This is a genomic window from Streptomyces sp. NBC_01283, from assembly GCF_041435335.1.
GTDB lineage: Bacteria > Actinomycetota > Actinomycetes > Streptomycetales > Streptomycetaceae > Streptomyces.
The window spans coordinates 6,613,528-6,638,958 of the sequence record NZ_CP108430.1 but is presented as its reverse complement, the minus strand read 5'-3'; the positions used below and the strand labels follow the sequence as shown (position 1 = coordinate 6,638,958).

Below are 25,431 nucleotides of genomic sequence, written 5' to 3'. Positions count from 1 at the left end.
ATATCACACAGGCGGTGAGGGGGGATTGACGCTGCGTCGCGAAGACGGCATCTCAATTCGGGCATAGGGAACAGGAGTTACTTGCGACCCTTAGCCCCGCGAAAGCGACGTGCGTCAGCCCCGCGAAAGCGGCCTGCGTCAGCCCCGCGAAAGCCGCTTCAGGAGCACGGCCGAAGCGACCGGCCGCGCCCCCGCCTTCGCGATCCCGTCGGCCACTTCGCGGTCGGTCGAGACGACGACCACGGGGCGCCCGGGAGGCTCGGCGCGCACCAGCTGGCGGATCAGTTCGTCCGCGGTGACGCCCGGCTTGGAGAACAGCACCCGTACCCCGCGCGGCGGCGCGAGCAGTACGGGCGCGGCGAGTTCGGCCCCGTCGAAGACGCAGGTCATCTCGGCGCCGGTCTGCGCGGCGAGCTGCGAGAGCGAGCCGAGCAGCCGCAGCCGCTGCTTCTCCAGGGGCATCGTCGGATAGCCCGTCTTGGTGACGTTGTAGCCGTCCACGACCATGTGCGCCTGCGGCAGCGCGAGCAGCTGGTCGAGGATGGCCGGATCGTTCTCGGAGAGCGCGCGGGCGGCGATGTCCTTGGGCGTCATCCGCCCCGGCTCGACGGCGTCCACGGTCTCCGCGGGCCGCACGGAGACGGGCGGCAGGGCCAGTTCGCGGCGCAGCCCCTGGGCGGACTCCAGGACCGTGTCGAGCAGCAGCCGCACCCGCATGTCCTCGACGCTGCGGCCCTCGCGCGCCGCCCTGCGGCTGGCCTCTAGGGCGGCCTCGGTCTCGCTCAGCCGCGCCTTGAGCCGCCGGGACTCGCTCTCGGCGGCGGACAGCTGCGCCTGGCCATCGGCGCGTGCGGCGTCGTACTCGGCGGCGGCCTTGCGCAGGGCGGCCTCACCGCGCTTGACGTCACTGAGGGCACCGCGCAGCTTGCGATGCATCGATTCGGCTTCCTTCTTCGCCGACTCCAGCTCCGTGCGCAGCCGTTCGGTCTCGGCCTTCGTCTGGCCGCGGGCCGCGGAGAGTTCCTGGCGCAGCCGTTCGAGCTCGGCGCGGGTCTCGTCCTCGACGCGCTCGGCGTCCGCCCGCAGGGCTTCCTCACCCGCGGCGGTCACCAGCTTCACCCATCCGGTGGGACGCAGTACATAGGCCGCGGCCGCCACATCGAGGGGGTCCGCGGCCGGGGGCGGTGAGCCCGCGTCCAGGGCGCCGGTGAGCTCGGGCTGCGCCTCTCTGAGACGTTCGCCGATGCGCTGCCGGAAGAGCGCGTCGCCCTCCAGGGCCGCCGCCATCGCGTTGCCCGCGAACTTCGTCCGCCGGGTCGGCGTGAAGCGGGCGTACTGCCGCAGCTGTGCGGGCAGTTCGCTGACCGTGAGCCCGCCGAAGCCGTCCGAGACGATCTGGACGACCCGCCGTCGCACTCCGTCGGGCAGCGGGCGGTCGAGCACCTCAGCGGTGCCGTCGTCCGGCTCCCCGCTTGCGCTCTCCACCATCCGTCACCCCACTAGCTGTGCGGGGCCCGCTCCCTCAGGAGCCGGCGCCCGGCCTGTCCACGAGTTCCACCTGGTCCACCGCGTTGCACCAGCGGCAGCGCACCGACTCGATGGTCTCACTGACCACCTCGCGTTCCTCGACGTTCGACTCACCGGCCAGGTCGAGGTGCACATATTCGACGACCTTCGACGTGCGGGTCACGTCGAAACGCGTGAGGTTGCCGCAGAGCGCGCAGCGCCACCGGGTGGTGTCGGTCGGCAGAGGAACCGTCATCGTGGCTGTTCGCTTTCCTTCGGAATTCCATGGTGCGTGGTGCCCGTAACCCTAAGGCCTGTAAGGGTCTCCATGCGGCGGCCTCCCACGCGGCGGGGCGGTCTGTACGGTTTGCTGCACTTACGTCATGCTCTGTTCATGATCAAGACATGGGGTTCGACGGCGGGCCGGATGCTCAGGGGGCAGTCCGCCCCGGTGACGTACGGACTGATCGCCGTCTGCTGTCTGGTCTTCGTGATCTCGCCCGTGTCGGGGCTCAATCCCGGGTACGGCACCGGCGATGAGCTGCTCGCCGCACAGCAGGACTACTTCGAGCGCTGGGGCGTGGTCCCCTCGGAGCTGTTCAGCGGGGCGCTGCGGCCCGTGCTCGCCCCGGCCACCGCGCTCTTCGTGCACGGGAGCTGGCTGCATCTGCTGGGCAACATGCTGTTCCTCTTCGTCTTCGGGGCGATGACCGAGGAGCGGATGGGACACCTCCAGTTCGCGTTCTTCTATGTCGGCTGCGGCTATCTCGCCCTGTTCGCGTACGCGGTCGCGCACGCGGGCTCGCATCAGACCCTGGTGGGCGCGTCGGGGGCGATCTCCGCGGTGCTCGGTGCCTTTCTCCGTCTCTTCCCCAAGGCGCGGGTCACCAGCCTCTTCCCGTTCCTCTTCTTCCTGCCGCTGCGGTTTCCGGCCTGGGTGGTGCTGCCGTTCTGGGTGGTACTGCAGTGGCTCGCGGCCTGGCAGGGCGCGCAGGGGCCGGGGGTGGCGTATCTGGCCCACCTGGTCGGGTTCTCCCTCGGCTTTCTGTACGCATGGGGGCGCTACAGGAGGACAGCTAGAGTGAAGAAGCCAGCACCGGTTACCGAGGGAGACAGTCAGCCGTGATCACCGCGATCGTGCTCATCAAGACCAGCGTGGACCGGATCCCGGAGATCGCCGAGTCGATCGCCGCCCTCGACTGTGTCAGCGAGGTCTTCTCCGTGACCGGTACGTACGACCTGATCGCCATGGTGCGCGTCACGCGCCACGACGACCTGGCCGACGTCATCCCCGGCAAGATCAGCAAGATCCCGGGCGTGGAGGGGACGGACACGCATGTCGCGTTCCGTACGTACTCGCAGCACGACCTCGAAGCGGCGTTCGCGATCGGCCTCGACTCCTAGCGTCCGCTCCCGTCCTGGGCGTAGAACTCCCGCACGGCGGGCGGAAGTTGACCCGCCTGAGCCGGGTCGACCCCTCGGGCCTCGACCCCCGCCTGAAGGACTCCGAGATCCGCGTCGCCTGCAACCCCCCACAACGGCCTGGGAGCCGGTCAGGACGCGCACCACATCCGGGCGGAGGGCGCGAGCGGGCCCTGCGGATGATCGTTCTGGGGTCATGCCTGAGGGGACTGCCCAGGGCTCAGGCGGCCGTGGTGTCCGGGACGCAACGCCCGTCCTCCGTACGGTAGTTCCAGCGCGCGCCGTCGGCCACGAGCTCCTTGCAGGCGCGCACGAAGCGCTCCACGTGCTCGTCCGGGGTGCCCGCGCCGAAGCTGACGCGGATCGCGTTCAGGGACTTCTCGCCGGGCGCGGCCTCGGGGGCACCGCACTCGCCCTGGGTCTGCGGGTCGCTGCCGAGCAGGGTGCGCACCAGCGGGTGGGCGCAGAAGAGACCGTCGCGTACGCCGATGCCGTACTCGGCGGAGAGCGCGGCGGCGAAGTGCGAGCTGTTCCAGCCGTCGACGACGAAGGAGATGACGCCGACGCGCGGCGCGTCGTCGCCGAAGAGCGAGAGCACCTTCACGGCGGGCACTTCAGCGAGACCCTCGCGGACCTTGGCGATGAGGTGGCGCTCCCGGGCGACGAGCTCGTCGAAGCCCGCCTCGGTGAGCGCCTTGCAGGCGGCGGCGATCGAGTAGACGCCGATGACGTTCGGCGAGCCGGCCTCGTGCCGCGCGGCGGTGTCGTGCCACTCGACGTCCACGCCGCCGTCCGTACGCCGTGCGACCTTGCGCGAGGCGCCGCCGCCCGCGAGGTACGGCTCGGCCGCCCGCAGCCAGTCGGAGCGTCCCGCGAGGACACCCGAGCCGAAGGGCGCGTACAGCTTGTGGCCGGAGAAGGCGACCCAGTCGACGTCGAGCTCGCTGATCGAGACGGGGTGGTGGGGCGCGAGCTGCGCGGCGTCCAGGACGATGCGGGCGCCGTGCGCGTGGGCGGCGGCGGCGAGCTCCTTGACCGGCCACAGCTCACCGGTGACGTTCGAGGCGCCGGTCACGCACACCAGGGCGGGCCCGTAGGGGTCGCGGTCGGCGAGTGCGCGCTCCAGGGTGGCGACGGCCTGATCGGCGGTGCGCGGGGCGTTCAGGTAGGTCACGCGGGCGTCGCGCCAGGGCAGCAGCGAGGCGTGGTGCTCGGTCTCGAAGACGAAGACCTGGCAGTCGGCGGGCAGCGCGGCGGCAAGGAGGTTGAGCGAGTCGGTGGTCGAACGGGTGAAGACGACCTGGTCGTCCTCGCGGCAGCCGAGGAACTCCGCGACGGTGACGCGGCTGTTCTCGAAGAGGTCGGTGGAGAGCTGCGAGAGGTACCCGGCGCCGCGGTGCACGCTGCCGTAGTACGGCGCGTACGCGGCCACGTCGTCCCACACCCGCTGGAGCGCCGGGGCGCTCGCGGCGTAGTCGAGCGCCGCGTAGGTCACCTCGCCGCCGGTGACGAGCGGCACGGTGACGTCACGGCCGAGCACCGGCAGCGGCGCGGCGCAGCAGGGGTCGGCGGACTCGGTGGAGGAGGCGTCGGTGACGGTGGCGACAGAGCGTGCGGACATGGCGAACTCCCGTGGGAAGGCAGGCGAGTTCACTGCGAGGGCGCACATACGGCGCTGCAGTGATGAAGAGAAAAGGGGGTGCGGAAAAGGGGCCGGGAAGCCCTATCGCATTCGCTTGCTCACGAGACTGCTCCCTTGAGGACCAGGACCCCAGGGGTACGACACTCATCGAGTGCGCAGGGGTCCGCGCTTGCCATACGCCTTGCTGCGTACGGCCTGGTCTTCACCCGGGGCACCCCGCCACGGACGGAGGGTTGCCGGACAGCGAGCCGGGGCCTAATCGCTGTCACTCATGACCTGCGCAGCATCTTGCCACACGATCTTCCCGGTGCACACCGCAGTCCGGCATCCGGACTGCGGTGTGCGCCACACTCACCTGTTGCTGGCCGCCACCCACCGCTCCAGGGCCTTCTTCGCGGAACCGGAGTCGATGGCCTGGGCCGCCTTCGCGATCCCGGCGCCGATCTGCTCCACGAGGGTCCCCTCGCCCGGCGAGAGGGCCACCAGGGCCGCCGCCGTGTTGAGCAGCACGGCGTCCCGCACAGGGCCCTTCTCTCCGTCCAGGAGACGCAGCGCCACCTCGGCGTTGTACGAGGCGTCAGCGCCCCGCAGTGCCTCCACGGGGACAAGGTCGATGCCGACGTCGCGCGGGTCGAAGGCCTCCTCGCGCACGGCTCCGTCCCGTACGACCCAGACCCGGGATGTGGCCGTGGTCGTCAGCTCGTCGAGCCCGTCGTCGCCGCGGAAGACGAGGGAGGAGTTCCCGCGCTCGGCGAAGACCCCGGCCACGATCGGCGCCATCCGCGGGTCGGCGACCCCGACCGCCTGGGCGCGCACCTTGGCCGGGTTGGTGAGCGGGCCGAGGGCGTTGAAGACGGTCCTGATGCCCAGCTGGCTGCGGGCCCCGCCGGCGTGCCGCAGCGCCGGGTGGAACTTCACGGCGAAGCAGAAGGTGATCCCGGCCTCCTCGGCCACCTCGACGACCCGGTTCAGCGGCAGCTCCAGGTTGACCCCGAGCTTCTCCAGGACGTCGGAGGCCCCCGAGGCGCTGGAGGCGGCGCGGTTGCCGTGCTTGACGACCTTCGCGCCGGCGCCCGCGGCCACGATCGCGGACATCGTGGAGATGTTGACGGTCTTCGCGCCGTCGCCGCCGGTGCCGACGATGTCGACGGTCTGCCCCGGCACCTCGATCACGTTGGCGTGCTCGTACATCGTGCGGACGAGGCCGGAGATCTCCTCCACGGTCTCGCCCTTGGCCCGCAGCGCGACCACGAAGCCGGCGATCTGCGCGTCGGTCGCCTCGCCGCGCATGATGCGGTCCATCGCCCACGCGGCGTCCTCGGCGCTCTGGTCGCGCCCTTCCAGCAGCCCGTTCAGCACACCGGGCCAGGAACGGGCCGCCGCGGTGTTGCCTCCTGCGGGGGTCACAGCGCTCATCTGCCGCTCCTGGGTTCGTCTAGGCAAGGGTCAGGAACACCTTATCCAGCCCGGGGGACGGCAAAGAGCCCCGTCCATGCACTGGATGCAGGGACGGGGCTCTCGCCGTGGCGACCTGGTGGTCAGACCTTGCGGTCAGAACGTCGGAGCGTTCAAGGGATCAGTGGTGGCCGTGGCCGCTGGTGATCTCCTTGTACTCCTCGGTGGTGGGCTTGGGGATCTGGTTGTCCTCCCCGTAGTAGCCCTTGCTGAGCTTGGCCCGGAGCTTCTGCGAACCGGACACCTTGCGCTCGACGCCGTTCTCGTCGACCGAGGGGCCGATCTCGAGCGGCGCGTACTGCTCGTGCGCGGTGAGCGTGTGCAGCTGCTCCTGGTTGAGCGGCTCGTGGACCTCGATGAACTCACCGTGCGGCAGGCGCTTGATGATGCCGGACTCGCGACCGTGCAGCACCTTGTCCTTGTCGCGCCGCTGCAGACCCAGGCAGATCCGCTTGGTGATGATGAAGGCGAGGACCGGCGCCACGAAGAACGCGATGCGCACGAACCAGGTGATCGAGTTGATCGACAGGTGGAAGTGCGTGGCCCAGAGGTCGTTTCCACCACCGATCAGCAGCACCATGTACCAGGTGATCCACGCGACGCCGAAGCCCGTACGGGTCGGGACGTTGCGCGGGCGGTCCAGGATGTGGTGCTCGCGCTTGTCCCCGGTGACCCAGGACTCGATGAACGGGTAGACCGCGATCGCGACCAGGACCAGCGGGAAGATGACCAGCGGGATGAACACGCCCAGGACGAGCGTGTGACCCCAGGCGTTGATCTCCCAGCCCGGCATGACACGGATCAGGCCCTCGGAGAAGCCCATGTACCAGTCGGGCTGCGCTCCGGTGGACACCTGGTCCGGACGGTAGGGACCGAGCGCCCAGATCGGGTTGATCGTGGCGATCGCCGAGATGGCCGCGATCACACCGAAGACCAGGAAGAAGAAGCCTCCGGCCTTCGCCATGTAGACGGGCAGCAGCGGCATGCCGACGACGTTCTTGTTCGTCTTGCCGGGGCCCGCGAACTGGGTGTGCTTGTGGTAGAAGACCAGGATCAGGTGCGCCACCACGAGCCCGAGCATGATGCCCGGCAGCAGCAGGATGTGCACCGAGTAGAACCGGGCCACGAAGTCGCCGCCGGGGAACTCCCCGCCGAACAGGAACATCGCCAGGTACGTGCCCACGATCGGCACGGACAGGACGGCGCCCTGCATGAAGCGCACACCGGTACCGGAGAGCAGGTCGTCCGGGAGCGAGTAACCGGTGAAGCCGGTGAACATGCCCAGGACGAACAGCAGGAACCCGAAGACCCAGTTGACCTCACGGGGCTTGCGGAACGCACCCGTGAAGAAGACGCGCATCATGTGCACGAACATCGCCGCGAGGAAGATCAGCGCCGCCCAGTGGTGGATCTGCCGGATCAGCAGACCACCGCGCACATCGAAGCTGATGTGCATGGTCGAGTTGAACGCCTCGGACATCAGCTGGCCCTGCAGCGGGATGTAGCTGCCGTGGTACTCCACCTCGTTCATCGAGGGGTGGAAGAACAGGGTCAGGTACACACCCGTGAGGATGATGATGATGAAGCTGTAGAGGCAGATCTCACCGAGCATGAAGGACCAGTGGTCCGGGAAGATCTTGCGCATGTTGGCCTTGGCCAGGGAGTAGATCCCCAGACGTCCGTCGGCCCAGTCGGCGACCCGCTCACCTGCGGGCGCCTCCTTCTTACGCGTATCAGTCGTCGTAGTGCTCATCCGCGCTCCCAGAAAGCAGGACCGACGGGCTCAGCGAAGTCGCCGAGCGCCTCGAGATAGCCCTCTTCGTTCACGCCGATGCGCAGCTGCGGCAGCGCGTGACCGGCCGGGCCGAAGATCACTCGGGCACCGTCGGAGAGGTCGAAGGTGGACTGGTGGCACGGGCAGAGGACGTGGTGCGTCTGCTGCTCGTACAGGGAGATCGGGCAGCCGACGTGGGTGCAGATCTTGGAGTACGCGACGACACCGTCGTGCGACCACTCGAGCTCCTGCTTGTCCTTGATGTTGTCCGGCTGGATGCGGACGATCATCAGGGCCGCCTTGGCGATCTCCTTCTGGAAGTCGTGGGCGTCCTCTTCCAGGCCCTCGGGCTTGGCGAAGGTCAGCGAGCCGACCTGGACGTCCGACGGGCGCAGCGGCTCGTTCGTGTTCATGTTCACGAGCAGCTTGCCCTTGGACCACAGCGTGTGCCGCAGCTTGTCCTCGGGCAGCGGACCGAGGTCGCGCAGCAGGACGACACCGGAGAGCGGCACCATGGCCAGCGCACCGAACATCGTGTTCCGGATCAGCTTGCGCCGGCCGAACTGCGACTCCGCGGCACCGGCCTTGAAGTCGGCCATGACCTTGGCCTTGACCTCGGGCTCGGCCTCGATGGGGTGCCGCTCGTCGGCGACCTCCACGTCGGACATCAGAGTGCGGGCCCAGTGGACCGCGCCCGCGCCGATGCAGAAGAGCGCCACGCCCAGGGTCATGCCCAGGGAGAAGTTCAGCGCACTGATGTGGCCGATCGGGAAGATGTAGATGCGCTTGTCGACCGGGAACGCCACGTACGAGGCGATGAAGCCGATCGTGGCCAGCATCGACAGTGTGAACAGGAAGGCGACCGCACGCTCGGACCGCTTGGCGGCCCGCTCGTCGATGTCCTGGACACGGTGCTCATGGGGCGGAAGGCCCGGGTCGGCGAACGGGTTCTCGTCCTTCACCGCTACCGAGCCGTGCTCGGTCTCCTGCACGCTGGGCAGGTTCTCTTCTGATTTCTCTTGGCTACTCATGACTTCTTGGCCTTTGCGGTCCGAGCGGCGACCCACACGGCGACCGCGATCAGCGAGCCGAGACCGAAGATCCAGCCGAACAGGCCTTCACTGACCGGACCCAGACCACCCAGCTTGAGACCGCCAGGGCTCTCGGTCTGTTCGCCGTTGACCGCGTCGAGGTACGCGATGATGTCCTTCTTGTTCTTCTCCGGCATCGTCGTGTCGGGGAAGGACGGCATGTTCTGCGGGCCGGTCTGCATGGCCTCGTAGATGTGCTTCGGGGAGACATCCTCCAACGAAGGAGCGAACTTGCCCTTCGTCAACGCGCCGCCCTCACCGGTGAAGTTGTGGCACTGCGCGCAGTTGGTGCGGAACAGCTCGCCACCCTTGGCGATGTCCGCCCCCTCCGGGCTGTACTGCTTCTCGGTGGGGATGGTCGGGCCCGCGCCCAGCGAGGCGATGTACGCCGCGAGCTGGTCGATCTGGGCCTGGTTGTAGATGGCCTTCTTCTTCGGCGCCTGGGCGCCCGGCTGCTGGAGCGGCATGCGGCCGGTGCTGACCTGGAAGTCGACGGCGGCTGCGCCGACGCCCACCAGGCTAGGACCGTCGGAGGACCCCTGACCGCCGGTTCCGTGGCAGCTGGAGCAGCCCACGGAGTACAACTTCTTGCCCTCGTCGATGGCGAGGGACTGGGCGGTGTCGTCGGCCTGCGCCTTGTCCGCGGGTGCGAACGCGGCGTACAGCCCCCCGGTGGCCGCCAGCGCGAGGAGTAGGACGACGACCGCCGCCAGCGGGTGGCGTCGTCGTGCGGAGAGCTTTTTCACGGATTACCCCGGTGTCAGGATCTTCTGCGTCGATGCTTCTGGAATGAGTCGGAACGTCGGGCCCGGCTGGGCCCGGCCCCGTTTACTTGATCATGTAGATCGTGGCAAAGAGACCGATCCAGACAACATCGACGAAGTGCCAGTAGTAGGACACGACGATGGCTGCGGTCGCCTGCTCATGGGTGAACCTCTTGGCCGCGTACGTCCTGCCGAGGACCAGCAGGAAGGCGATGAGGCCGCCTGTCACGTGCATGCCATGGAAGCCAGTGGTCAGGTAGAAGACCGAGCCGTACGGGTCGGACGAGAGCGAGAGGCCCTCGTGCTTGACCAGCTCGGTGTACTCGTACACCTGACCGCCGATAAAGACCGCACCCATGATGAAGGTGACGATGAACCACATCCGGAGCTTCTTCACGTCACCACGCTCAGCGGCGAACACGCCTAGCTGACACGTGAGAGAGGAGAGCACCAGGATCGTGGTGTTCGTCGCCGAGAACGGGAAGTTCAGCGCGGACGCCATTTCCTTCCAGTGCTCAGGTCCTGTCACCGATCGCAGGGTGAAGTACATCGCGAAGAGGGCCGCGAAGAACATCAGCTCGGAACTCAGCCAAATGATGGTTCCGACGCTGGTGAGGTTCGGTCGATTGACCGGCGGGTGCGCGTGCCCGGTATCTACTGTCGTTGCTGTCGCCACGACCGACATTATGTCGGTCGCTTATCCCGCCCTCACCCCGGGGGGTGCCGTTCGGAGTGTCTGTGGGGTGTGTCCTGCCCGTATGGCCCATCGAAGGGCTGTCCGAACCGCTGTTGACGGGGTGTCCGGAGGAGTAGCATCCGCGCATCGGTCCCCGGCCGAATGCCCTCAACGAAGCGGAGGAACAATGCAGCCGACCGCCACGGTGCTGGTCTACAGCGACAACGCGAGCACCCGCGAGCAGGTCCGGTTGGCCACCGGACGCAGGCCGGCGGCGGACGTTCCCGCGGTCGAGTTCATCGAGTGCGCGACGCTGCCCGCCGTGCTGAAGGAACTCGACCGGGGCGGCATCGACGTCTGCGTCCTGGACGGCGAGGCCACGCCCATCGGCGGCATGGGGGTCTGCCGTCAGCTCAAGGACGAGATCTTCAACTGCCCGCCCGTGCTCCTGCTCATGGGACGCCCGCAGGACGCCTGGCTGGCCACCTGGAGCCGTGCGGAGGCCGCAGTGACCCTTCCGGTCGACCCGGTCGAGTTCGCGGGCTCCCTGGCCTCCCTGCTGCGCCGGCGGCTGGCCGTCCAGGCCTGAGGCGCGCGGAAGGCCCCGCGCTCCGGCGCGGGGCCTTCCGTGCTGTTCTGCGGCCCTGTCAGACCTGCGGACGCAGTCGGGCCGCGTCGACCGCCGTGGGGCCTTCCTTGGCCCCGTCCAGCAGTGCGCTGCCGCTGCGCCAGCTCTTCCAGCCGACGTTCCAGTCGCCGAAGCCGTTGCCGAACGGATCCATGTCCGCGCCGTAGCTGTTGACGACCTTCACGATGTCGCCCTGCCGAACGGTCTCGTAGAACCAGGCGGCGTCACCGGTGCTCATGCCCGTGCAGCCATGGCTGGTGTTCGCGTACCCCTGCGAGCCGACCGACCAGGGAGCTGCGTGCACGTACTCGCCGGAGTCGGTGACCCTCGTCGCGTAGTAGACCATCTTGTCGTAGAAGTCCGATGCGCCGATGCTGGCACTGGTCATGCGTACGGAGTACTCCTTGCCCAGCACCACCTTGACGCCGTTGCGGGTGGAGTAGCCGGGCTTGCCCGTCGTCACCGGCATGGAGTTGATCTCCTCGCCGTTGCGGTAGACCGTCATGTAGTGCGAACCGGCGTCCGTCACGGCCTCGATGCGGTCGCCGATGGTGATCTTCACCGGCTTCGCGTCGCCGCCCCAGAGCTTGTCGCGGACCTTGATGCCCTCAAGGTTGCTCCGTACGTGGATGGTCGCGCCCGTGGGCCAGTACTCCTTGGGGCGGTAGTGCAGCGTCTTGCTGTCCACCCAGTGCCACACGCCTTCCGTGGCGGGCTGCGTCTCCACCTTCAGCGAGCGCTCCACGATGGCTCTGGCCTTCTTGTCCTTCACCTTGGCACTGAGCTTGGCCGTGATCGGCTGGCCCACGCCGTACTTGCCCGAATCGGGACCGAAGGTGACGTCGAGGCGCTTCTTCTTGGCCGGCGCGTCGGTGTCGAACGCCAGGACCTTGCGGCCCGGCGCGCCGTCCTCGTCCTCCGTGCTCACCCGCACGGTGTAGTGCGTGCCCGCCGCCAGGGGCTCCGTGCTGTGCCAACGGGCGCCGTCGGCGGCGAGTTCGCCCTTCACGTACCGCCCGAGGGCGTCGGTGGCCGTCACATCGGTGATGCGCCCGTCCTCGCCCTGGGAGGTGACCTCAAGGGGCTTGTCGGGATCCGCCTTCTGGCTGCCCACAGGGCCGTTGAAGGCGATCTGGCCCGCCGCGTCGTACGGCTTCGCCGAGAGCGGATGGCCGTCGGAGCTGCCGCACGCCGTGGTTCCCACCCCGAGGGCGGCCACCAGCAAGGTGCAGCTCAGTACCGTGCGGATTCGCGGTGAGTGGCTCATGAACACACGGTATGGAGGTTCATCGGCTCCGGCGCGCCGAGTGACCCGTACGAGGGTCGGCCGCGACACGCCGAGGGGCCCGGACTCTCCTGACGGAGTGTCCGGGCCCCTCGGTGAAGCGGGAAATCAGTGACTCAGTTGCTCACTGGGTCTGGTTCTCGCCCCGGTAGTACTCGAAGACCCAGCCGAAGAGGCCGATCATCAGGATGGGGGCGGAGAAGTACAGCAGCCACCAGCCGAAGACGACGCCCATGAAGGCGAGCGCGCCACCGATGGCCAGCGAGAGCGGCTGCCAGCTGTGCGGGCTGAAGAAGCCCACCTCGCCGGCCTCGTCCGCCACGTCGGCTTCCTTGTTGTCCTGTGCGGCCGCGTCGACACGCCGGGCCGTGAAGGCCAGGTAGTAGCCGATCATGATGCACAGACCGAAGGCCAGGAACAGCGCGGTCGTACCCGCCGGCTCCTTGGACCACCAGCCGTAGACGATCGCCATGGCGAGCACGAAGACGCTCAGCCAGATGAACATCTTGCCTTGGACCTTCACTTGCCGGCCTCCTTGCCGCCCGCGAGCGCCTTGTCACCGTGGCCGCTGTTCTCGAGCTGGTCGAGAGCCGCGATCTCAGGGTGATGCAGGTCGAACGCCGGGGATTCGGAACGGATCCGCGGCAGGGTGAGGAAGTTGTGCCGCGGCGGCGGGCAGGACGTCGCCCACTCGAGCGAACGGCCGTAGCCCCACGGGTCGTCGACCTCGACCTTCTTGCCGTACTTGGCGGTCTTCCAGATGTTGTAGAAGAACGGCAGGATCGACAGGCCGAGGAGGAACGAACAGATCGTCGAGATCGTGTTCAGCGCGGTGAAACCGTCGGCCGCGAGGTAGTCCGCGTAACGACGCGGCATGCCCTCGGCGCCCAGCCAGTGCTGCACCAGGAACGTGCCGTGGAAGCCCACGAACAGCGTCCAGAAGGTGATCTTGCCGAGCCGCTCGTCCAGCATCTTGCCGGTCATCTTCGGCCACCAGAAGTGGAAGCCGGAGAACATCGCGAAGACCACGGTGCCGAAGACGACGTAGTGGAAGTGCGCGACCACGAAGTACGAGTCGGAGACGTGGAAGTCCATCGGCGGCGAGGCCAGGATCACGCCGGTCAGACCACCGAAGGTGAAGGTGATCAGGAAGCCGACGGCCCAGAGCATCGGTGTCTCGAAACTCAGTGAGCCCTTCCACATCGTTCCGATCCAGTTGAAGAACTTCACGCCCGTTGGCACGGCGATCAAGAACGTCATGAAGGAGAAGAACGGCAGGAGCACTCCACCGGTGACGTACATGTGGTGCGCCCACACGGTCACGGAGAGACCCGCGATGGCGATCGTCGCGCCGATCAGACCCATGTAGCCGAACATCGGCTTCCGGGAGAAGACCGGGATGACCTCGGAAATGATTCCGAAGAACGGCAACGCGATGATGTACACCTCTGGATGGCCGAAGAACCAGAAGAGGTGTTGCCATAGCAGCGCGCCACCGTTGGACGCGTCGAACACATGGGCACCGAACTTACGGTCCGCCTCCAGGGCGAACAGCGCGGCGGCCAGGACCGGGAAGGCCAGCAGGACCAGTACGGCGGTCAGCAGGACGTTCCACACGAAGATCGGCATCCGGAACATCGTCATGCCGGGTGCGCGCATGCAGATGATCGTGGTGATGAAGTTGACCGAACCGAGGATCGTGCCGAAGCCGGAGAAGGCCAGACCCATGATCCACATGTCGGCGCCGATGCCCGGCGAGCGGACGGCGTCCGACAGCGGGGAGTAGGCGAACCAGCCGAAGTCGGCCGCACCCTGCGGGGTGAGGAAGCCCGCCACCGCGATGAGCGAGCCGAAGAGGTACAGCCAGTACGCGAACATGTTCAGCCGCGGGAACGCCACGTCGGGCGCGCCGATCTGCAGCGGCATGATCCAGTTCGCGAATCCGGCGAACAGCGGCGTCGCGAACATCAGCAGCATGATCGTGCCGTGCATCGTGAACGCCTGGTTGAACTGCTCGTTCGACATGAGCTGCGAGCCGGGACGAGCGAGTTCGGCGCGCATGAAGAGCGCCATGACGCCGCCGATGCAGAAGAACGCGAACGACGTGACCAGGTAGAGCGTGCCGATCGTCTTGTGGTCGGTGGTGGTGAGCCACTTGATGACCACAGCGCCCGGCTGTGCGCGCCGTACCGGCAGCTCGTTCTCGAACGAGTCTTCTGCTGCCGCGGCACCCTGAGGTTCGTTGAGGATGCTCACAGGTTGTTCGTCTCCCGGTTCTTCTCGTGCTTCGTCTGCTCGATGCCGGCCGGGATGTAACCGGTCTGGTTCTTCTTCGCCAGATCCTCGAGGTGCTTCTGGTAGCGCTCGGGGGAAACGACCTTGACGTTGAAGAGCATCCGGGAGTGGTCGACACCGCAGAGCTCGGCGCACTTGCCCATGAAGGTGCCCTCCTTGTTGGGAGTCACCTCGAAGGCGTTGGTGTGGCCCGGGATGACGTCCTGCTTCATGAGGAACGGCACCACCCAGAAGGAGTGGATGACGTCACGCGAAGTCAGGACGAAGCGGACCTTCTCGCCCTTGGGGAGCCAGAGGGTCGGACCCGGGTTGCCGTTCTGCGGGTTCCGCTGGCCGGGCGTGCCGACGTCGTAGACGCCACCGGCGTTGGACGGGAACGCATCACGGAACTTGTCCGGGATGGCCTCCAGCTCCTTGGACGTCTTCGCCTCGCCCTTGTCGGAACCCGGCACGTCCTCGATGTAGTTGAAGCCCCAGCTCCACTGGTAGCCGACCACGTTGACCGTGTGGGCGGGCTTTTCGTCGAGGTGGAGAAGCTTCGACTCATCACGTGCCGTGAAGTAGAAGAGCACCGAAACGATGATGAGGGGGACCACGGTGTACAGCGCCTCGATGGGCATGTTGTACCGGGTCTGCGGAGGTACCTCCACCTTGGTGCGGCTGCGCCGGTGGAAGATGACGCTCCAGATGATCAGTCCCCACACCAGCACGCCCGTGACGAGCGCTGCCGCCCACGAGCCCTGCCAGAGGGAGAGGATCCGCGGAGCCTCCTCCGTTACCGGGGTAGGCATTCCAAGGCGGGGGAAATCCTTGTATGTGCAACCTGTAGCGGTCGCCAGGATCAGGCCCGCAGTCAGCACCTGCGGCAGCTTCCGCCGCATCGGGCGCCGCGACGAGCGGTCGGAGCCGTTGGGACTCACGTAGCGCCTTCCCGAGAGTCTCGGCCCGCGCGGTCGGGTGCGGCCTTCTCGGTCGTCGGTCGCCGCCCTGCGGCGGGCAGGGGTTTGGATGTTTATGCGGGCCAAACCTTACTGGACGCTATTTGGGGTCGCGCGGGGAGGGTGCCTAACGCGCCGCGGGTCACTCCGAAGGGTGGGCGCCCTGCCGCCGACGGCTTTCTGACGGGGGGTCTGGGCGCCCGATGACTCGGGGCGGTCTCTCGGTACGCGACCGCGGGTCCGCCGTGGCTTGTCGCGTCGTTCCCCGCGCCCCTTCGGGGCGCTTCCTCGGGGGCACGCTTTAGCGTTGCGGCGTGTCCTACTTCGATGTCGCGTCCTCCGCTCCCCTCCACCCCGTGGCCCGCCAGGCCCTGCAGGCCTCGCTGGATGAGGGGTGGGCCGATCCGGCGCGGCTCTATCGCGAGGGGCGGCGGGCCAGGCTGCTGCTCGATGCCGCGCGGGAGGCCGCCGCGGACGCGGTCGGGTGCCGCCCCGACGAGCTCTCCTTCACCCCCTCGGGGACCCGGGCGGTGCACTCCGGGATCGCCGGGGCACTCGCCGGGCGTCGGCGTGTCGGGCGGCATCTGGTGGTGTCGGCGGTCGAGCACTCCTCGGTACTCCATGCGGCGGCGGCCCTCGAGGCCGACGGCGGGGCGGTGACGGAGGTCCCGGTGGGCCGGTCCGGCGCGGTGTCGCCGGCCGCGTACGCCGCCGCCCTGCGCCCCGGCACGGCGCTCGCCTGCCTGCAGTCCGCCAACCACGAGGTGGGCACCGAGCAGCCGGTGGCCGATGTCGCTTCGGCGTGTCGCGCCGCCGGGGTACCGCTCCTGGTGGACGCGGCACAGTCGCTGCCGTGGGGCCCGGTGGGCGGGGAGTGGTCGCTGCTGGCCGCCAGTGCCCACAAGTGGGGCGGGCCCGCGGGGGCCGGGCTGCTCGTGGTCCGCAAGGGGGTGCGGTTCGCCCCGCAAGGCCCCGCGGACGAGCGGGAGTCGGGGCGCTCCCCCGGCTTCGAGAACATCCCGGCGGTGGTCGCCGCAGCGGCCTCGCTGCGTGCCGTGCAGGCCGAGGCCGTCGAGGAGGGCGCACGCCTGCGGGAGTTGACGGAGCGGATCAGGGCCCGGGTGCCTGGCCTCGTGCCGGACGTGGAGGTGGTGGGCGATCCGGAGCGGCGGCTGCCCCACCTCGTCACCTTCTCCTGTCTCTATGTCGACGGGGAGACAGTCCTGCACGAGCTGGACCGGGCCGGTTTCTCGGTCTCCTCCGGCTCCTCCTGCACCAGCTCGACACTGACCCCGAGCCACGTCCTGAAGGCGATGGGCGTACTGAGCGAGGGCAACGTCCGGGTGTCACTCCCACGGGGGACCCCGGAAGCTGACGTCGAGCGTTTTCTGGAGGTTCTGCCGGGTGTGGTGGCAGGCGTACGCGAACAACTGGGCGCGCCGGTGGCGACGGCGAAGCGCGCGGAATCGGCCTCGCTCGTCGTGGACGCGCTCGGCAAGCGCTGCCCGCTCCCCGTCATCGAGCTCGCCAAGGTCATCGGGGACGTGCCGGTGGGCGGCACGGTCACGGTCCTCGCCGACGACGAGGCGGCGCGGCTCGACATCCCCGCGTGGTGCGAGATGCGCGGGCAGGAGTACGTGGGCGAGGAGCCGGCGGACCACGGCTCCGCCTATGTGGTCCGCCGGAGCTCCTGACTAGGCCAGGCGGGCCTGGACCTCGGACGCCGCCGCCTCGCCGTACGCCTTGGTGAAGCGGTCCATGAAGTCGCTGCGGTGGAGCTCGTACTCCTGGGTGCCGACGTTCTCGATGACGAGCGTGGCGAGCATGCAGCCGAGCTGCGCCGAGCGCTCCAGGGAGACGCCCCAGGACAGGCCCGAGAGGAAGCCCGCGCGGAACGCGTCGCCGACGCCGGTCGGCTCGACCTTCGCCTTCTCCTCGGGGACGCCGACCTCGATCGGGTCCTGGCCCGTGGACTCGATGCGCACGCCGCGCGAGCCGAGGGTCGTCACGCGGTGGCCGACCTTGGAGAGGATCTCGGCGTCGGTCCAGCCGGTCTTGGACTCGATGAGGCCCTTCTCGTACTCGTTCGAGAAGAGGTACGTGGAGCCGTCGAGGAGGGTCCGGATCTCCTCGCCCTCCATGCGCGCGATCTGCTGGGAGAAGTCGGCGGCGAAGGGGATCCCGCGCGTCCGGCACTCCTCTGTGTGGCGCATCATCGCCTCGGGGTCGTCCGCGCCGATGAGGACCAGGTCGAGACCGCCCACGCGGTCGGCCACGGTCTTCAGTTCGATGAGGCGGGCCTCGCTCATCGCACCCGTGTAGAACGAGCCGATCTGGTTGTGGTCGGCGTCCGTGGTGCACACGAAGCGGGCCGTGTGCAGCGTCTCGGAGATGCGGACCGACGCCGTGTCCACGCCGTGCCGGTCGAGCCAGGCGCGGTACTCGTCGAAGTCCGAGCCGGCGGCGCCCACCAGGATCGGTCCGGTGCCGAGCTGGCCCATGCCGAAACAGATGTTGGCGGCGACGCCTCCCCTGCGTACGTCTAGGGCGTCGACCAGGAAAGAGAGAGAAACCGTGTGCAGCTGATCCGCGACCAGTTGGTCGGCGAAGCGGCCGGGGAAGGTCATCAGGTGGTCGGTGGCGATGGAGCCGGTGACTGCGATACGCACGACGGCATGCTCCTGTGGAGGAGAGGCAAGGGGTTGACACTTCACGCTACCGGGTCGGTACACCCCCACTGAAGAGGCCAAACTACCCGTTAGTAGGTCTTTTTTCGCGAGGTGTGCGATGCGTACGGTGCGGTTATGGCCGTTATCTCGAAGCATGTCGTCACCACCCGTCCCGTCGAACTGCCTTCCGAGTCCCTGGAGACCTTGCGCGGCGACTGCGCACGCATGGCCCCGCACTGGGTGACCCCCGCCGCCGCGGCGGCCGCCCCGGTGTCGCCCGCACTGATCCACGGCGTCAGCGTTCCGCCCGCCTCCGCCCGGCTGATCGACGGCATGTCCGAGTACGGCGACTGACGCGAGGGCCCGAGACGAGGGCTTGAGACGAGGCCCTCGGCGCACGCCGAGGGAACCGCGCGCTCCCCCGCCGCGTCCCACCGCTGTCCCCCGTAAAGGGGACGTGGAATACGAACGAGGCCCGCCCATGGGCCTCCAGGGACAGCAGTGCAGTCGAAGGAGCGATGCGGTGAGCACCGACCGATCCGTTCATGACGCGGCCGATCAGCCCCGGCGGCGTTCCCGCCTCGCCGTCGCGTCGGTGGCGGCCACGGTGCTGCTCGTCGGTGGCGGCGGCGCCTACTTCGCCGCGACCGCGTCGGGCGGCAGCAGCGGCAACGGCAGTTCTCCGGCCGGCGACGGTGGCGCGCCTCCCCCACTCGCCCTGGACGGACACACGGACGGCGACCGGCAGGAAGGCGGCACCTCGGGCACCGGGAGCAGCGGCGGCACCAGCGGCATCGCCCCGGGAGAGCCCGACCCGAGCGGCGCCACCTACCGCGCCGAGGGCAAGCTGCCCGGCGGCCCCGATTCGGCGGCCGTGTACCACGCGCGGGGCACCGTCAGCCAGGACCAGGTCACCGAGCTGGCCAAGGCCCTGGGCGTCACGGGGAAGCCGGTCTCCGAGGGCGGCGCCTGGAAGATCGGCCCCACCAAGGACGGTTCCGGGCCCTCGCTCCAGGTGGGCAAGCAGGCTCCGGGGACCTGGACGTTCACGCGGTACGCCACCGGCGGCAGCGACAACTGCCCCAAGGGCAAGCCGTGTTCGGAGACGTCCACCGCGCCCAACGGCGAGGGCGACCCGGTCGGCGAGGGCGCGGCGAAGAAGGTGGCGGCGCCGGTCCTGAAGGCCGTGGGCCAGGACGACGCGAAGCTGGACGCGGGCCAACTCATGGGCGGCGTACGGGTGGTGAACGCCGACCCGAAGGTGGGCGGCCTCCCGACATACGGCTGGTCGACCGGCATCCAGGTCGGCTCGGACGGTGAAGTGGTAGGCGGCAGCGGCCAGTTGAAGGCCCCGGAGAAGGGCGCCACGTACCCCGTCATGAGCGCCCAGGAGACCCTGGACCAGCTCAACAAGTCGGGCGGTGGCGACGGCCGCGTCGGCATCGGCGGCTGCGCGTCGGCGGTGCCGAACGCCAAGGGCGACACGGCGGACAGCACCGAGAGCACGGACGGCGCGAAGGACAACCCCGCGGCCGACGAGAAGACGACGGCGCCCTGCGAGGAGCCGTCCTCCGCACCCCCGAAGCCGCAGCCGGTCACGGTGAAGGGCGCCACCTTCGGGCTCGCGACGCACTTCGTGGAGGGGCGCCAGACGCTCGTGCCGTCCTGGCTGTTCGACGTGCGGCCGCAGGGCGCGCAGGACACCTTCACGGTGACGCACCCGGCCGTGGAGCCGAAGTTCCTCACCTCGCCGAGCACGCCGTCCGGCCCCCCGGAGCCGACCGAGAAGCCGGGCGCGGGCAAGGGCGAGCAGGACCGGACCGCACGCGTCGAGTCCTACCGCGCGGACGGCACGTCCCTGACGCTGCACTTCTGGGGCGGCGTCTGCAGCGACTACGCGGCGTCGGCCGACGAGAGCAAGGACAGCGTGCGCGTGAAGGTGACCGAGACCCACAAGAAGGGCGAGGTCTGCGTGATGATGGCCAAGGAGTTCACGAAGACCGTCACCCTCGACAAGCCGCTCGGCGACCGCGAGGTCGTGGACGCGACGGGCGGGGAGACGGTGAAGCGCAAGTAGCGCACCACCCCGTACACACGAAGGCGGCCCCCGAAGTTCTTCGGGGGCCGCCTTCGTACGTGCCGGTTCAGCTCATCACGTACGGATCTAGCTGAACGAGTCGCCGCAGGCGCAGGAGCCCGTGGCGTTCGGGTTGTCGATCGTGAAGCCCTGCTTCTCGATGGTGTCGACGAAGTCGATGGAGGCGCCGCCCAGGTAAGGAGCGCTCATCCGGTCGGTGACGACCTTCACGCCGTCGAAGTCCTTGACCACGTCGCCGTCGAGCGAGCGCTCGTCGAAGAACAGCTGGTAGCGAAGGCCCGAGCAGCCGCCGGGCTGCACGGCGACGCGCAGCGCGAGATCGTCCCGGCCCTCCTGCTCAAGAAGGCCCTTGACCTTGGCCGCGGCGGCGTCGGACAGGAGGATGCCGTCGCTCACGGTGGTGGTCTCGTCCGATACGGACATCTACTTCTCTCCCGGGTTGTACGGAGACTGCTTGCCGACGGTTGCAACCGGCGGGGCCGCGGATTCATTCCGGGCCGAGTGCTCTGTCTTTGCTGTCTTTCCCTTCATGCTCGCACATGCCGCCGCGCGGGGCAGCGGCCCGTCGAAGGCGAACGCGTCACATCGACACAATGGCCATCGTCAAACTGACGTGAAGCGGTTATGATAGATAACGTCAATTAGACGAAAAGGCTCCCCGGTGCAAGCACCGGCTCCACTGGAGCGGCTAGCGCCGCGCTCATCAATTTCGAAGAAAGGGTGCGTGTCTCGTGACCACCGCCCAGTCCCCCGTGGACCTCGACGTCCAGCCGACGCCGCTCGCCCTGCTGCTGCTCGGCCGCGAGGCCGACCCCAGGAGCGAGCGCGGCGTGGAGTGCCCCGGCGATCTGCCGTCGCCCTCCGACCCCGACCTCGTGGAGCGCGCACGCGCCGCCAAGGAGAAGCTCGGCGACAAGGTCTTCGTGCTCGGCCACCACTACCAGCGCGACGAGGTCATCCAGTTCGCCGATGTCACCGGCGACTCCTTCAAGCTGGCCAAGGACGCGGCCGCCAGGCCGGAGGCGGAGTACATCGTCTTCTGCGGCGTGCACTTCATGGCCGAGTCCGCGGACATCCTGACCACCGACGACCAGAAGGTCGTCCTGCCCGACCTGGCCGCCGGCTGCTCGATGGCCGACATGGCCACCGCCGAGCAGGTCGCCGAGTGCTGGGACGTGCTGACCGAGGCCGGGATATCCGAGCAGGTCGTGCCCGTCTCGTACATGAACTCCTCGGCCGACATCAAGGCCTTCACCGGCAAGCACGGCGGGACGATCTGCACCTCGTCCAACGCCAAGCGGGCCCTGGAGTGGGCCTTCGAGCAGGGGGAGCCCAATTCAACGAAGGTCCTGTTCCTTCCCGACCAGCACCTCGGTCGCAACACCGCGGTCCGGGACATGGGCCTCACGCTGGAGGACTGCGTCCTCTACAACCCGCACAAGCCGAACGGCGGCCTGACGCCCGAGCAGCTGCGTGACGCGAAGATGATCCTGTGGCGCGGGCACTGCTCGGTGCACGGGCGCTTCTCGCTGGACTCCGTGGAGGACGTGCGTGCGCGGATTCCCGGCGTGAACGTCCTGGTGCACCCCGAGTGCAAGCACGAGGTCGTGGCAGCGGCGGACTACGTGGGCTCCACGGAGCACATCATCCAGACCCTGGAGGCGGCTCCCGCCGGTTCGAAGTGGGCGATCGGGACCGAGCTGAATCTCGTACGCCGCCTGGCGAACCGTTTCGCCGCCGAGGACAAGGAGATCGTCTTCCTCGACAAGACGGTCTGCTTCTGCTCGACCATGAACCGGATCGACCTGCCGCACCTGGTCTGGGCCCTGGAGTCCCTCGCCGAGGGCAAGCTGGTCAACCAGATCGAGGTCGACCGCGAGACCGAGCAGTTCGCGAAGCTGGCGCTCGAGCGGATGCTGGCGCTTCCGTAGTCCCGCCTTTTCCCATGCGTAAGGGGCGCCCGCAGTGGCGGGCGCCCCTTACGCGTTCTCTGCGCCGCTAGACGGCCGAGTCCGCGAACTCCTGCGCCGGGACGCCCGCCTTCTTCGCCCGCTTCGCCTCGCGCTTCGTGCGGCGGCGCTCCTTGCGGAGCTCCACCATCGCGTACAGCGTCGGGACGAGGAGGAGGGTGAGGAGCGTCGACGTGATCAGGCCGCCGATGACCACCACCGCGAGCGGCTGGGCGATGAAGCCGCCCTCGCCCGTGATGCCGAGGGCCATCGGGAGCAGGGCGAAGATCGTCGCCAGGGCCGTCATCAGGATCGGGCGGAGACGGTGGCGGCCACCTTCGATGACCGCCTCGACCACGCCGTGGCCCTGCCTGCGGTACTGGTTGATCAGGTCGATCAGGACGATCGCGTTCGTCACCACGATGCCGATCAGCATCAGCATGCCGATCATCGCCGGGACGCCCATCGGGGTGTCCGTGGCGATCAGCAGGCCGATCGCGCCCGTGGCCGCGAACGGGATCGAGACCAGCAGGATCAGCGGCTGGACCAGGGAGCGGAACGTCGCCACGAGCAGCATGAAGACGATCGCGATCGCCGCGAGCATGGCCAGGCCGAGCGACGCGAACGCCTCGTCCTGGTCCTGCGAGACACCGCCGATGGACGCCGTGGCGCCGTCCGGCAGCTTCAGCGCGTCGAGCTTCTTGGTGAGGTCGGCGCTGACCGCGCCCGTGTTCTCGCCGGTGGGCTTCGCGGTGATCGTCGCGGCGCGGGCGCCGTCGATGCGGGTCATGGAGACCGGGCCGTCGACGAGCTTGACCGAGGCGATGTCACCGAGCTTCACGGAGCCGAGGTTCAGCGCCCGCAGCTGGGCGAGTGTCTTCGCCGGCTGCTCCGACTTCACCACGATGTCGCGCTCGGTGTCGTCCAGGATCGCCTTGCCGCTCTCGGTGCCGCGGACCGCCTGGGCGACGGCCTGACCGAGGGTGGTGTCGTTGAACCCGGCCGCCGCGGCCCTGGAGTTGGCCTTGACCGAGATCCGCGGGATGCTCTGCGACAGGTCGCTCTGCACGTCCGTGACGTCGTCGATCTTCGCGACCTCGTCGCGCACCTCGTCGGACGCCTCGCGCAGCACATCGCCGTCGGCGGCCTTGACGACCACGCTCAGGTCCTGGCTGCCGAAGCCGTCACCGGCCGCGATGGACGTCTGGCCGATGCCGGAGAGCTTGCCGAGCTCCTCCTCGACCTTGTCCTGCGTCGTGTCGTACGACGACTTGTCCTTGAGCGTCAGGGTGTACGAGGCCTGGTTGGTGTCCGTGGAGCCGCCGAAGGCCGCCATGAAACCGGAGGAGCCGACCGTGACCTGGTAGTCCTTGATCTCGTCGAGGCCGTCCAGCATCTTCTCGATCTTCTTCGCCGAGGCGTCGGACGCCGCCAGGCTGGTGCCGGGCTTCAACTCCTGCTTGACGGTCAGGACTTCCTGCTCGCCCTGGTCGAAGAAGTTGGTCTTCAGGAGCGGCGCCATGCCGAAGGTGCCCACGAGGATCACGATCGCGATGACGAGGCTGGTGAAGCGGCGCCGGGTCGCGAAGCGGAGCACGGGCACGTAGAAGCGCTGGAGCCTGCTGCGCTCCTCCTTCTCCTCGGCCTTGCGGCGGGCCTCCTCCGGGTCGGCGCCACGGACGTCCTTGGGGGGACGCAGGAACCAGTACGAGAGGACCGGCACGACCGTCAGCGAGACGAGCAGGGACGCCAGGAGCGCCGCCGTGACCGTCAGCGAGAAGGAGCCGAAGAGCTCGCCCACCATGCCGCCGACCAGGCCGATGGGGAGGAAGACCGCGACGGTCGTCAGGGTCGAGGACGTCACGGCGCCCGCGACCTCCTTGACCGCCGTGATGATCGCGGCCTCGCGCTCCTCGCCGTAGCCGAGGTGACGCTTGATGTTCTCCAGGACCACGATCGAGTCGTCGACGACGCGGCCGATGGCGATGGTCAGCGCGCCGAGCGTGAGCATGTTGAGGGACAGGTCCCGCGTCCACAGCACGATCAGGGCGAGCACGACCGAGAGCGGGATGGAGACCGCGGTGACCAGCGTCGAGCGGATCGACGCCAGGAAGACCAGGATGACCAGGACCGCGAAGACCAGACCGAGGGCGCCCTCGGTGGTGAGGCCGTCGATGGACTTGGAGACGGCCGGGCCCTGGTCGCTCGCGACCGTCAGGTCCGAGCCCGCGCCCAGGTCCTTGCGCAGGTCGGGGAGCTTGTCCTTGACCGCGTCGGAGATGGCGACGGCGCTGCCGTCCTGGTCCATCGTGATCGCGACGGCGAGGCTGGGCCTGCCGTTGGTGCGCGTGATGGAGGTGGCCTCGGACGGCTGCTGCTTCACCGTGGCGAGGTCACCGAGGCGCACCGGCTTGCCCGGCCGCTCCCCCGGCTTGGCCTCGGGGGTGACCATCAGGTCCTGGATCTGCTTCAGGGAGGAGTAGCCGCCGCCGACCTGGACGGTGCGGTTCTTGCCGTCCTCGTCGAAGGAGCCCGCGGGCAGCGTGGCGCCGCCGGCCTGGAGCGCCTGGCCGAGCGCGGCCGGGGTCAGGCCCGCCTTCGCCAGCTTCTTGTCGTCGGGGGTGACGTCGACCTGGAGGTCGCGTACGCCGTCGACGGTGACCTGGGCGACGCCGTCGATGTCCTCCAGGGCGGGGACGACGGTGGTGTCGAGGCGGTCGGAGAGCGCCTGCTGGTCCTTGTCGGAGGTGACGGAGAGGACCACGGTCGGGATGTCGTCCGTGGAGCCCGCGATGACCTGCGGGTCGACGTCGTCGGGGAGCTGGGCCCCGGCGCGGTTCACGGCCTGCTGGACATCGGCGACGAGCTGCTTGGAGCCGCTGCCGTAGTCGAACTGGGCCATGATCACGGCGTTGCCCTCGCTCGCCGTGGAGGTGATGCCGGTGATGCCGTCGACCGCGTCGATGGAGGATTCGAGGGGTTCGACGACCTGCTTTTCGACCACATCGGGGGACGCGCCCTGATACGGGGCCAGGACGGACACCATCGGCAGTTCGATGGAGGGCAGCAGCTGCTGCTTGAGCTGCGGGATCGCGATCGCGCCGAAGACAAGGGCGATGATCGATATCAGCCCGACAAGGGCCCGTTGGGCGAGGCTGAAGCGGGACAGCCAGGACATGGTGGTCTCTCTCTGTGGCGTACTGCGCAGGAACGGGGCACCGGCAGGCCAGTGCCCCCTA

At 68.6% G+C, this 25,431-nt stretch carries 22 protein-coding genes and 1 riboswitch; of the genes, 7 read left to right on the top strand and 15 right to left on the bottom strand.

Going from position 1 to position 25,431, the window contains the following annotated elements:
• Positions 1–138: 138 nt before the first annotated feature.
• Positions 139–1,488, bottom strand: a complete 1,350-nt coding sequence (locus OG302_RS30035) for an NYN domain-containing protein (RefSeq protein ID WP_371529630.1) — start codon at positions 1,486–1,488, stop codon at positions 139–141.
• A 34-nt stretch (positions 1,489–1,522) separates the two neighbouring features.
• Positions 1,523–1,762: a hypothetical protein gene (locus tag OG302_RS30030; protein ID WP_361827010.1), complete on the bottom strand. Its 240-nt coding sequence runs from the start codon at positions 1,760–1,762 to the stop codon at positions 1,523–1,525.
• Between the two features lie 138 nt (positions 1,763–1,900).
• On the opposite strand from OG302_RS30030, the gene OG302_RS30025 reads away from it, so the two are divergent.
• Together OG302_RS30025 and OG302_RS30020 are read left to right on the top strand one after the other, a co-directional pair.
• Positions 1,901–2,632, top strand: a complete 732-nt coding sequence (locus OG302_RS30025; RefSeq protein WP_371529629.1) for a rhomboid family intramembrane serine protease — start codon at positions 1,901–1,903, stop codon at positions 2,630–2,632.
• Complete coding sequence (locus tag OG302_RS30020) at positions 2,629–2,910, top strand: Lrp/AsnC family transcriptional regulator (protein ID WP_058850481.1); 282 nt, start codon at positions 2,629–2,631, stop codon at positions 2,908–2,910. Before OG302_RS30025 ends, OG302_RS30020 begins: the two co-directional genes overlap by 4 nt.
• A gap of 238 nt (positions 2,911–3,148) precedes the next feature.
• Here OG302_RS30020 and OG302_RS30015 read toward each other — a convergent pair whose 3' ends face one another.
• The 6 genes from OG302_RS30015 to OG302_RS29990 all read right to left on the bottom strand — a co-directional run bounded on the left by OG302_RS30015 (position 3,149) and on the right by OG302_RS29990 (position 10,339).
• Positions 3,149–4,549 (bottom strand): aminotransferase class V-fold PLP-dependent enzyme, encoded by a 1,401-nt coding sequence (locus tag OG302_RS30015; protein ID WP_371529628.1) that lies wholly within the window; start codon positions 4,547–4,549, stop codon positions 3,149–3,151.
• 181 nt (positions 4,550–4,730) lie between these two features.
• Positions 4,731–4,847: riboswitch (SAM riboswitch) on the bottom strand.
• A gap of 74 nt (positions 4,848–4,921) precedes the next feature.
• Positions 4,922–5,986 (bottom strand): anthranilate phosphoribosyltransferase, encoded by a 1,065-nt coding sequence (trpD, locus tag OG302_RS30010; protein ID WP_371529627.1) that lies wholly within the window; start codon positions 5,984–5,986, stop codon positions 4,922–4,924.
• A 160-nt stretch (positions 5,987–6,146) separates the two neighbouring features.
• Positions 6,147–7,778, bottom strand: a complete 1,632-nt coding sequence (locus OG302_RS30005; RefSeq protein WP_371529626.1) for a cytochrome bc complex cytochrome b subunit — start codon at positions 7,776–7,778, stop codon at positions 6,147–6,149.
• The gene (locus tag OG302_RS30000; RefSeq protein ID WP_371529625.1) at positions 7,775–8,830 is read right to left on the bottom strand and encodes a Rieske 2Fe-2S domain-containing protein; all 1,056 of its coding nucleotides are present in this window, start codon (positions 8,828–8,830) and stop codon (positions 7,775–7,777) included. Before OG302_RS30000 ends, OG302_RS30005 begins: the two co-directional genes overlap by 4 nt.
• Positions 8,827–9,636 (bottom strand): c-type cytochrome, encoded by an 810-nt coding sequence (locus tag OG302_RS29995; protein ID WP_361827025.1) that lies wholly within the window; start codon positions 9,634–9,636, stop codon positions 8,827–8,829. Before OG302_RS29995 ends, OG302_RS30000 begins: the two co-directional genes overlap by 4 nt.
• Before the next feature lie 82 nt (positions 9,637–9,718).
• Positions 9,719–10,339, bottom strand: coding sequence for a heme-copper oxidase subunit III (locus OG302_RS29990; protein WP_160504601.1), 621 nt, complete (start codon positions 10,337–10,339; stop codon positions 9,719–9,721).
• A 178-nt stretch (positions 10,340–10,517) separates the two neighbouring features.
• Here OG302_RS29990 and OG302_RS29985 point away from each other — a divergent pair, with 178 nt between their 5' ends.
• Positions 10,518–10,919 carry a hypothetical protein gene (locus OG302_RS29985; protein WP_361827027.1) on the top strand — a complete coding sequence of 134 codons (402 nt, stop codon included), beginning with the start codon at positions 10,518–10,520 and terminating at the stop codon, positions 10,917–10,919.
• 58 nt (positions 10,920–10,977) lie between these two features.
• Here the strand turns inward: OG302_RS29985 and OG302_RS29980 are convergent, their stop codons facing one another.
• The 4 genes from OG302_RS29980 to coxB form a co-directional block, all read right to left on the bottom strand.
• Positions 10,978–12,225, bottom strand: a complete 1,248-nt coding sequence (locus OG302_RS29980) for an Ig-like domain-containing protein (protein WP_371529624.1) — start codon at positions 12,223–12,225, stop codon at positions 10,978–10,980.
• 142 nt (positions 12,226–12,367) lie between these two features.
• The gene (locus OG302_RS29975) at positions 12,368–12,766 is read right to left on the bottom strand and encodes a cytochrome c oxidase subunit 4 (RefSeq protein ID WP_371529623.1); all 399 of its coding nucleotides are present in this window, start codon (positions 12,764–12,766) and stop codon (positions 12,368–12,370) included.
• The gene (gene ctaD / locus OG302_RS29970) at positions 12,763–14,499 is read right to left on the bottom strand and encodes a cytochrome c oxidase subunit I (protein WP_371529622.1); all 1,737 of its coding nucleotides are present in this window, start codon (positions 14,497–14,499) and stop codon (positions 12,763–12,765) included. The genes OG302_RS29975 and ctaD overlap by 4 nt, the downstream gene beginning before the upstream one ends.
• Positions 14,496–15,458: a cytochrome c oxidase subunit II gene (gene coxB, locus OG302_RS29965; protein WP_361827036.1), complete on the bottom strand. Its 963-nt coding sequence runs from the start codon at positions 15,456–15,458 to the stop codon at positions 14,496–14,498. The genes ctaD and coxB overlap by 4 nt, the downstream gene beginning before the upstream one ends.
• Before the next feature lie 332 nt (positions 15,459–15,790).
• Here coxB and OG302_RS29960 point away from each other — a divergent pair, with 332 nt between their 5' ends.
• Positions 15,791–17,170 carry a cysteine desulfurase/sulfurtransferase TusA family protein gene (locus OG302_RS29960; protein ID WP_371529621.1) on the top strand — a complete coding sequence of 460 codons (1,380 nt, stop codon included), beginning with the start codon at positions 15,791–15,793 and terminating at the stop codon, positions 17,168–17,170.
• Here the strand turns inward: OG302_RS29960 and OG302_RS29955 are convergent, their stop codons facing one another.
• Complete coding sequence (locus OG302_RS29955; protein ID WP_371529620.1) at positions 17,171–18,145, bottom strand: carbohydrate kinase family protein; 975 nt, start codon at positions 18,143–18,145, stop codon at positions 17,171–17,173.
• Between the two features lie 135 nt (positions 18,146–18,280).
• Between OG302_RS29955 and OG302_RS29950 the strand changes: the two genes are divergently transcribed.
• Positions 18,281–18,499, top strand: a complete 219-nt coding sequence (locus OG302_RS29950) for a hypothetical protein (protein WP_371529619.1) — start codon at positions 18,281–18,283, stop codon at positions 18,497–18,499.
• Between the two features lie 169 nt (positions 18,500–18,668).
• Complete coding sequence (locus tag OG302_RS29945) at positions 18,669–20,222, top strand: hypothetical protein (RefSeq protein WP_371529618.1); 1,554 nt, start codon at positions 18,669–18,671, stop codon at positions 20,220–20,222.
• A gap of 87 nt (positions 20,223–20,309) precedes the next feature.
• Here the strand turns inward: OG302_RS29945 and OG302_RS29940 are convergent, their stop codons facing one another.
• On the bottom strand, positions 20,310–20,666 hold the full coding sequence (locus OG302_RS29940) for an iron-sulfur cluster assembly accessory protein (protein WP_030933606.1): 357 nt from the start codon (positions 20,664–20,666) through the stop codon (positions 20,310–20,312).
• Positions 20,667–20,974: 308 nt separating this feature from the next.
• On the opposite strand from OG302_RS29940, the gene nadA reads away from it, so the two are divergent.
• A complete protein-coding gene (gene nadA / locus OG302_RS29935; RefSeq protein WP_371529617.1) occupies positions 20,975–22,174 on the top strand; it encodes a quinolinate synthase NadA in 1,200 nt (399 codons plus the stop codon).
• 67 nt (positions 22,175–22,241) lie between these two features.
• Here the strand turns inward: nadA and OG302_RS29930 are convergent, their stop codons facing one another.
• Positions 22,242–25,370 (bottom strand): efflux RND transporter permease subunit, encoded by a 3,129-nt coding sequence (locus OG302_RS29930; RefSeq protein WP_371529616.1) that lies wholly within the window; start codon positions 25,368–25,370, stop codon positions 22,242–22,244.
• Positions 25,371–25,431: the final 61 nt, after the last annotated feature.

Excerpts from the sequence above, each read along its gene's own strand:
- OG302_RS30035 (WP_371529630.1), bottom strand. The coding sequence starts at position 1,488 with ATGGTGGAGAGCGCAAGCGGGGAGCCGGACGACGGCACCGCTGAGGTG.
- OG302_RS30030 (WP_361827010.1), bottom strand. The coding sequence starts at position 1,762 with ATGACGGTTCCTCTGCCGACCGACACCACCCGGTGGCGCTGCGCGCTC.
- OG302_RS30025 (WP_371529629.1), top strand. The coding sequence starts at position 1,901 with ATGATCAAGACATGGGGTTCGACGGCGGGCCGGATGCTCAGGGGGCAG.
- OG302_RS30015 (WP_371529628.1), bottom strand. The coding sequence starts at position 4,549 with ATGTCCGCACGCTCTGTCGCCACCGTCACCGACGCCTCCTCCACCGAG.
- trpD (WP_371529627.1), bottom strand. The coding sequence starts at position 5,986 with ATGAGCGCTGTGACCCCCGCAGGAGGCAACACCGCGGCGGCCCGTTCC.
- OG302_RS30005 (WP_371529626.1), bottom strand. The coding sequence starts at position 7,778 with ATGAGCACTACGACGACTGATACGCGTAAGAAGGAGGCGCCCGCAGGT.
- OG302_RS30000 (WP_371529625.1), bottom strand. The coding sequence starts at position 8,830 with ATGAGTAGCCAAGAGAAATCAGAAGAGAACCTGCCCAGCGTGCAGGAG.
- OG302_RS29990 (WP_160504601.1), bottom strand. The coding sequence starts at position 10,339 with ATGTCGGTCGTGGCGACAGCAACGACAGTAGATACCGGGCACGCGCAC.
- OG302_RS29985 (WP_361827027.1), top strand. The coding sequence starts at position 10,518 with ATGCAGCCGACCGCCACGGTGCTGGTCTACAGCGACAACGCGAGCACC.
- OG302_RS29980 (WP_371529624.1), bottom strand. The coding sequence starts at position 12,225 with ATGAGCCACTCACCGCGAATCCGCACGGTACTGAGCTGCACCTTGCTG.
- OG302_RS29950 (WP_371529619.1), top strand. The coding sequence starts at position 18,281 with ATGGCCGTTATCTCGAAGCATGTCGTCACCACCCGTCCCGTCGAACTG.
- OG302_RS29940 (WP_030933606.1), bottom strand. The coding sequence starts at position 20,666 with ATGTCCGTATCGGACGAGACCACCACCGTGAGCGACGGCATCCTCCTG.
- OG302_RS29930 (WP_371529616.1), bottom strand. The coding sequence starts at position 25,370 with ATGTCCTGGCTGTCCCGCTTCAGCCTCGCCCAACGGGCCCTTGTCGGG.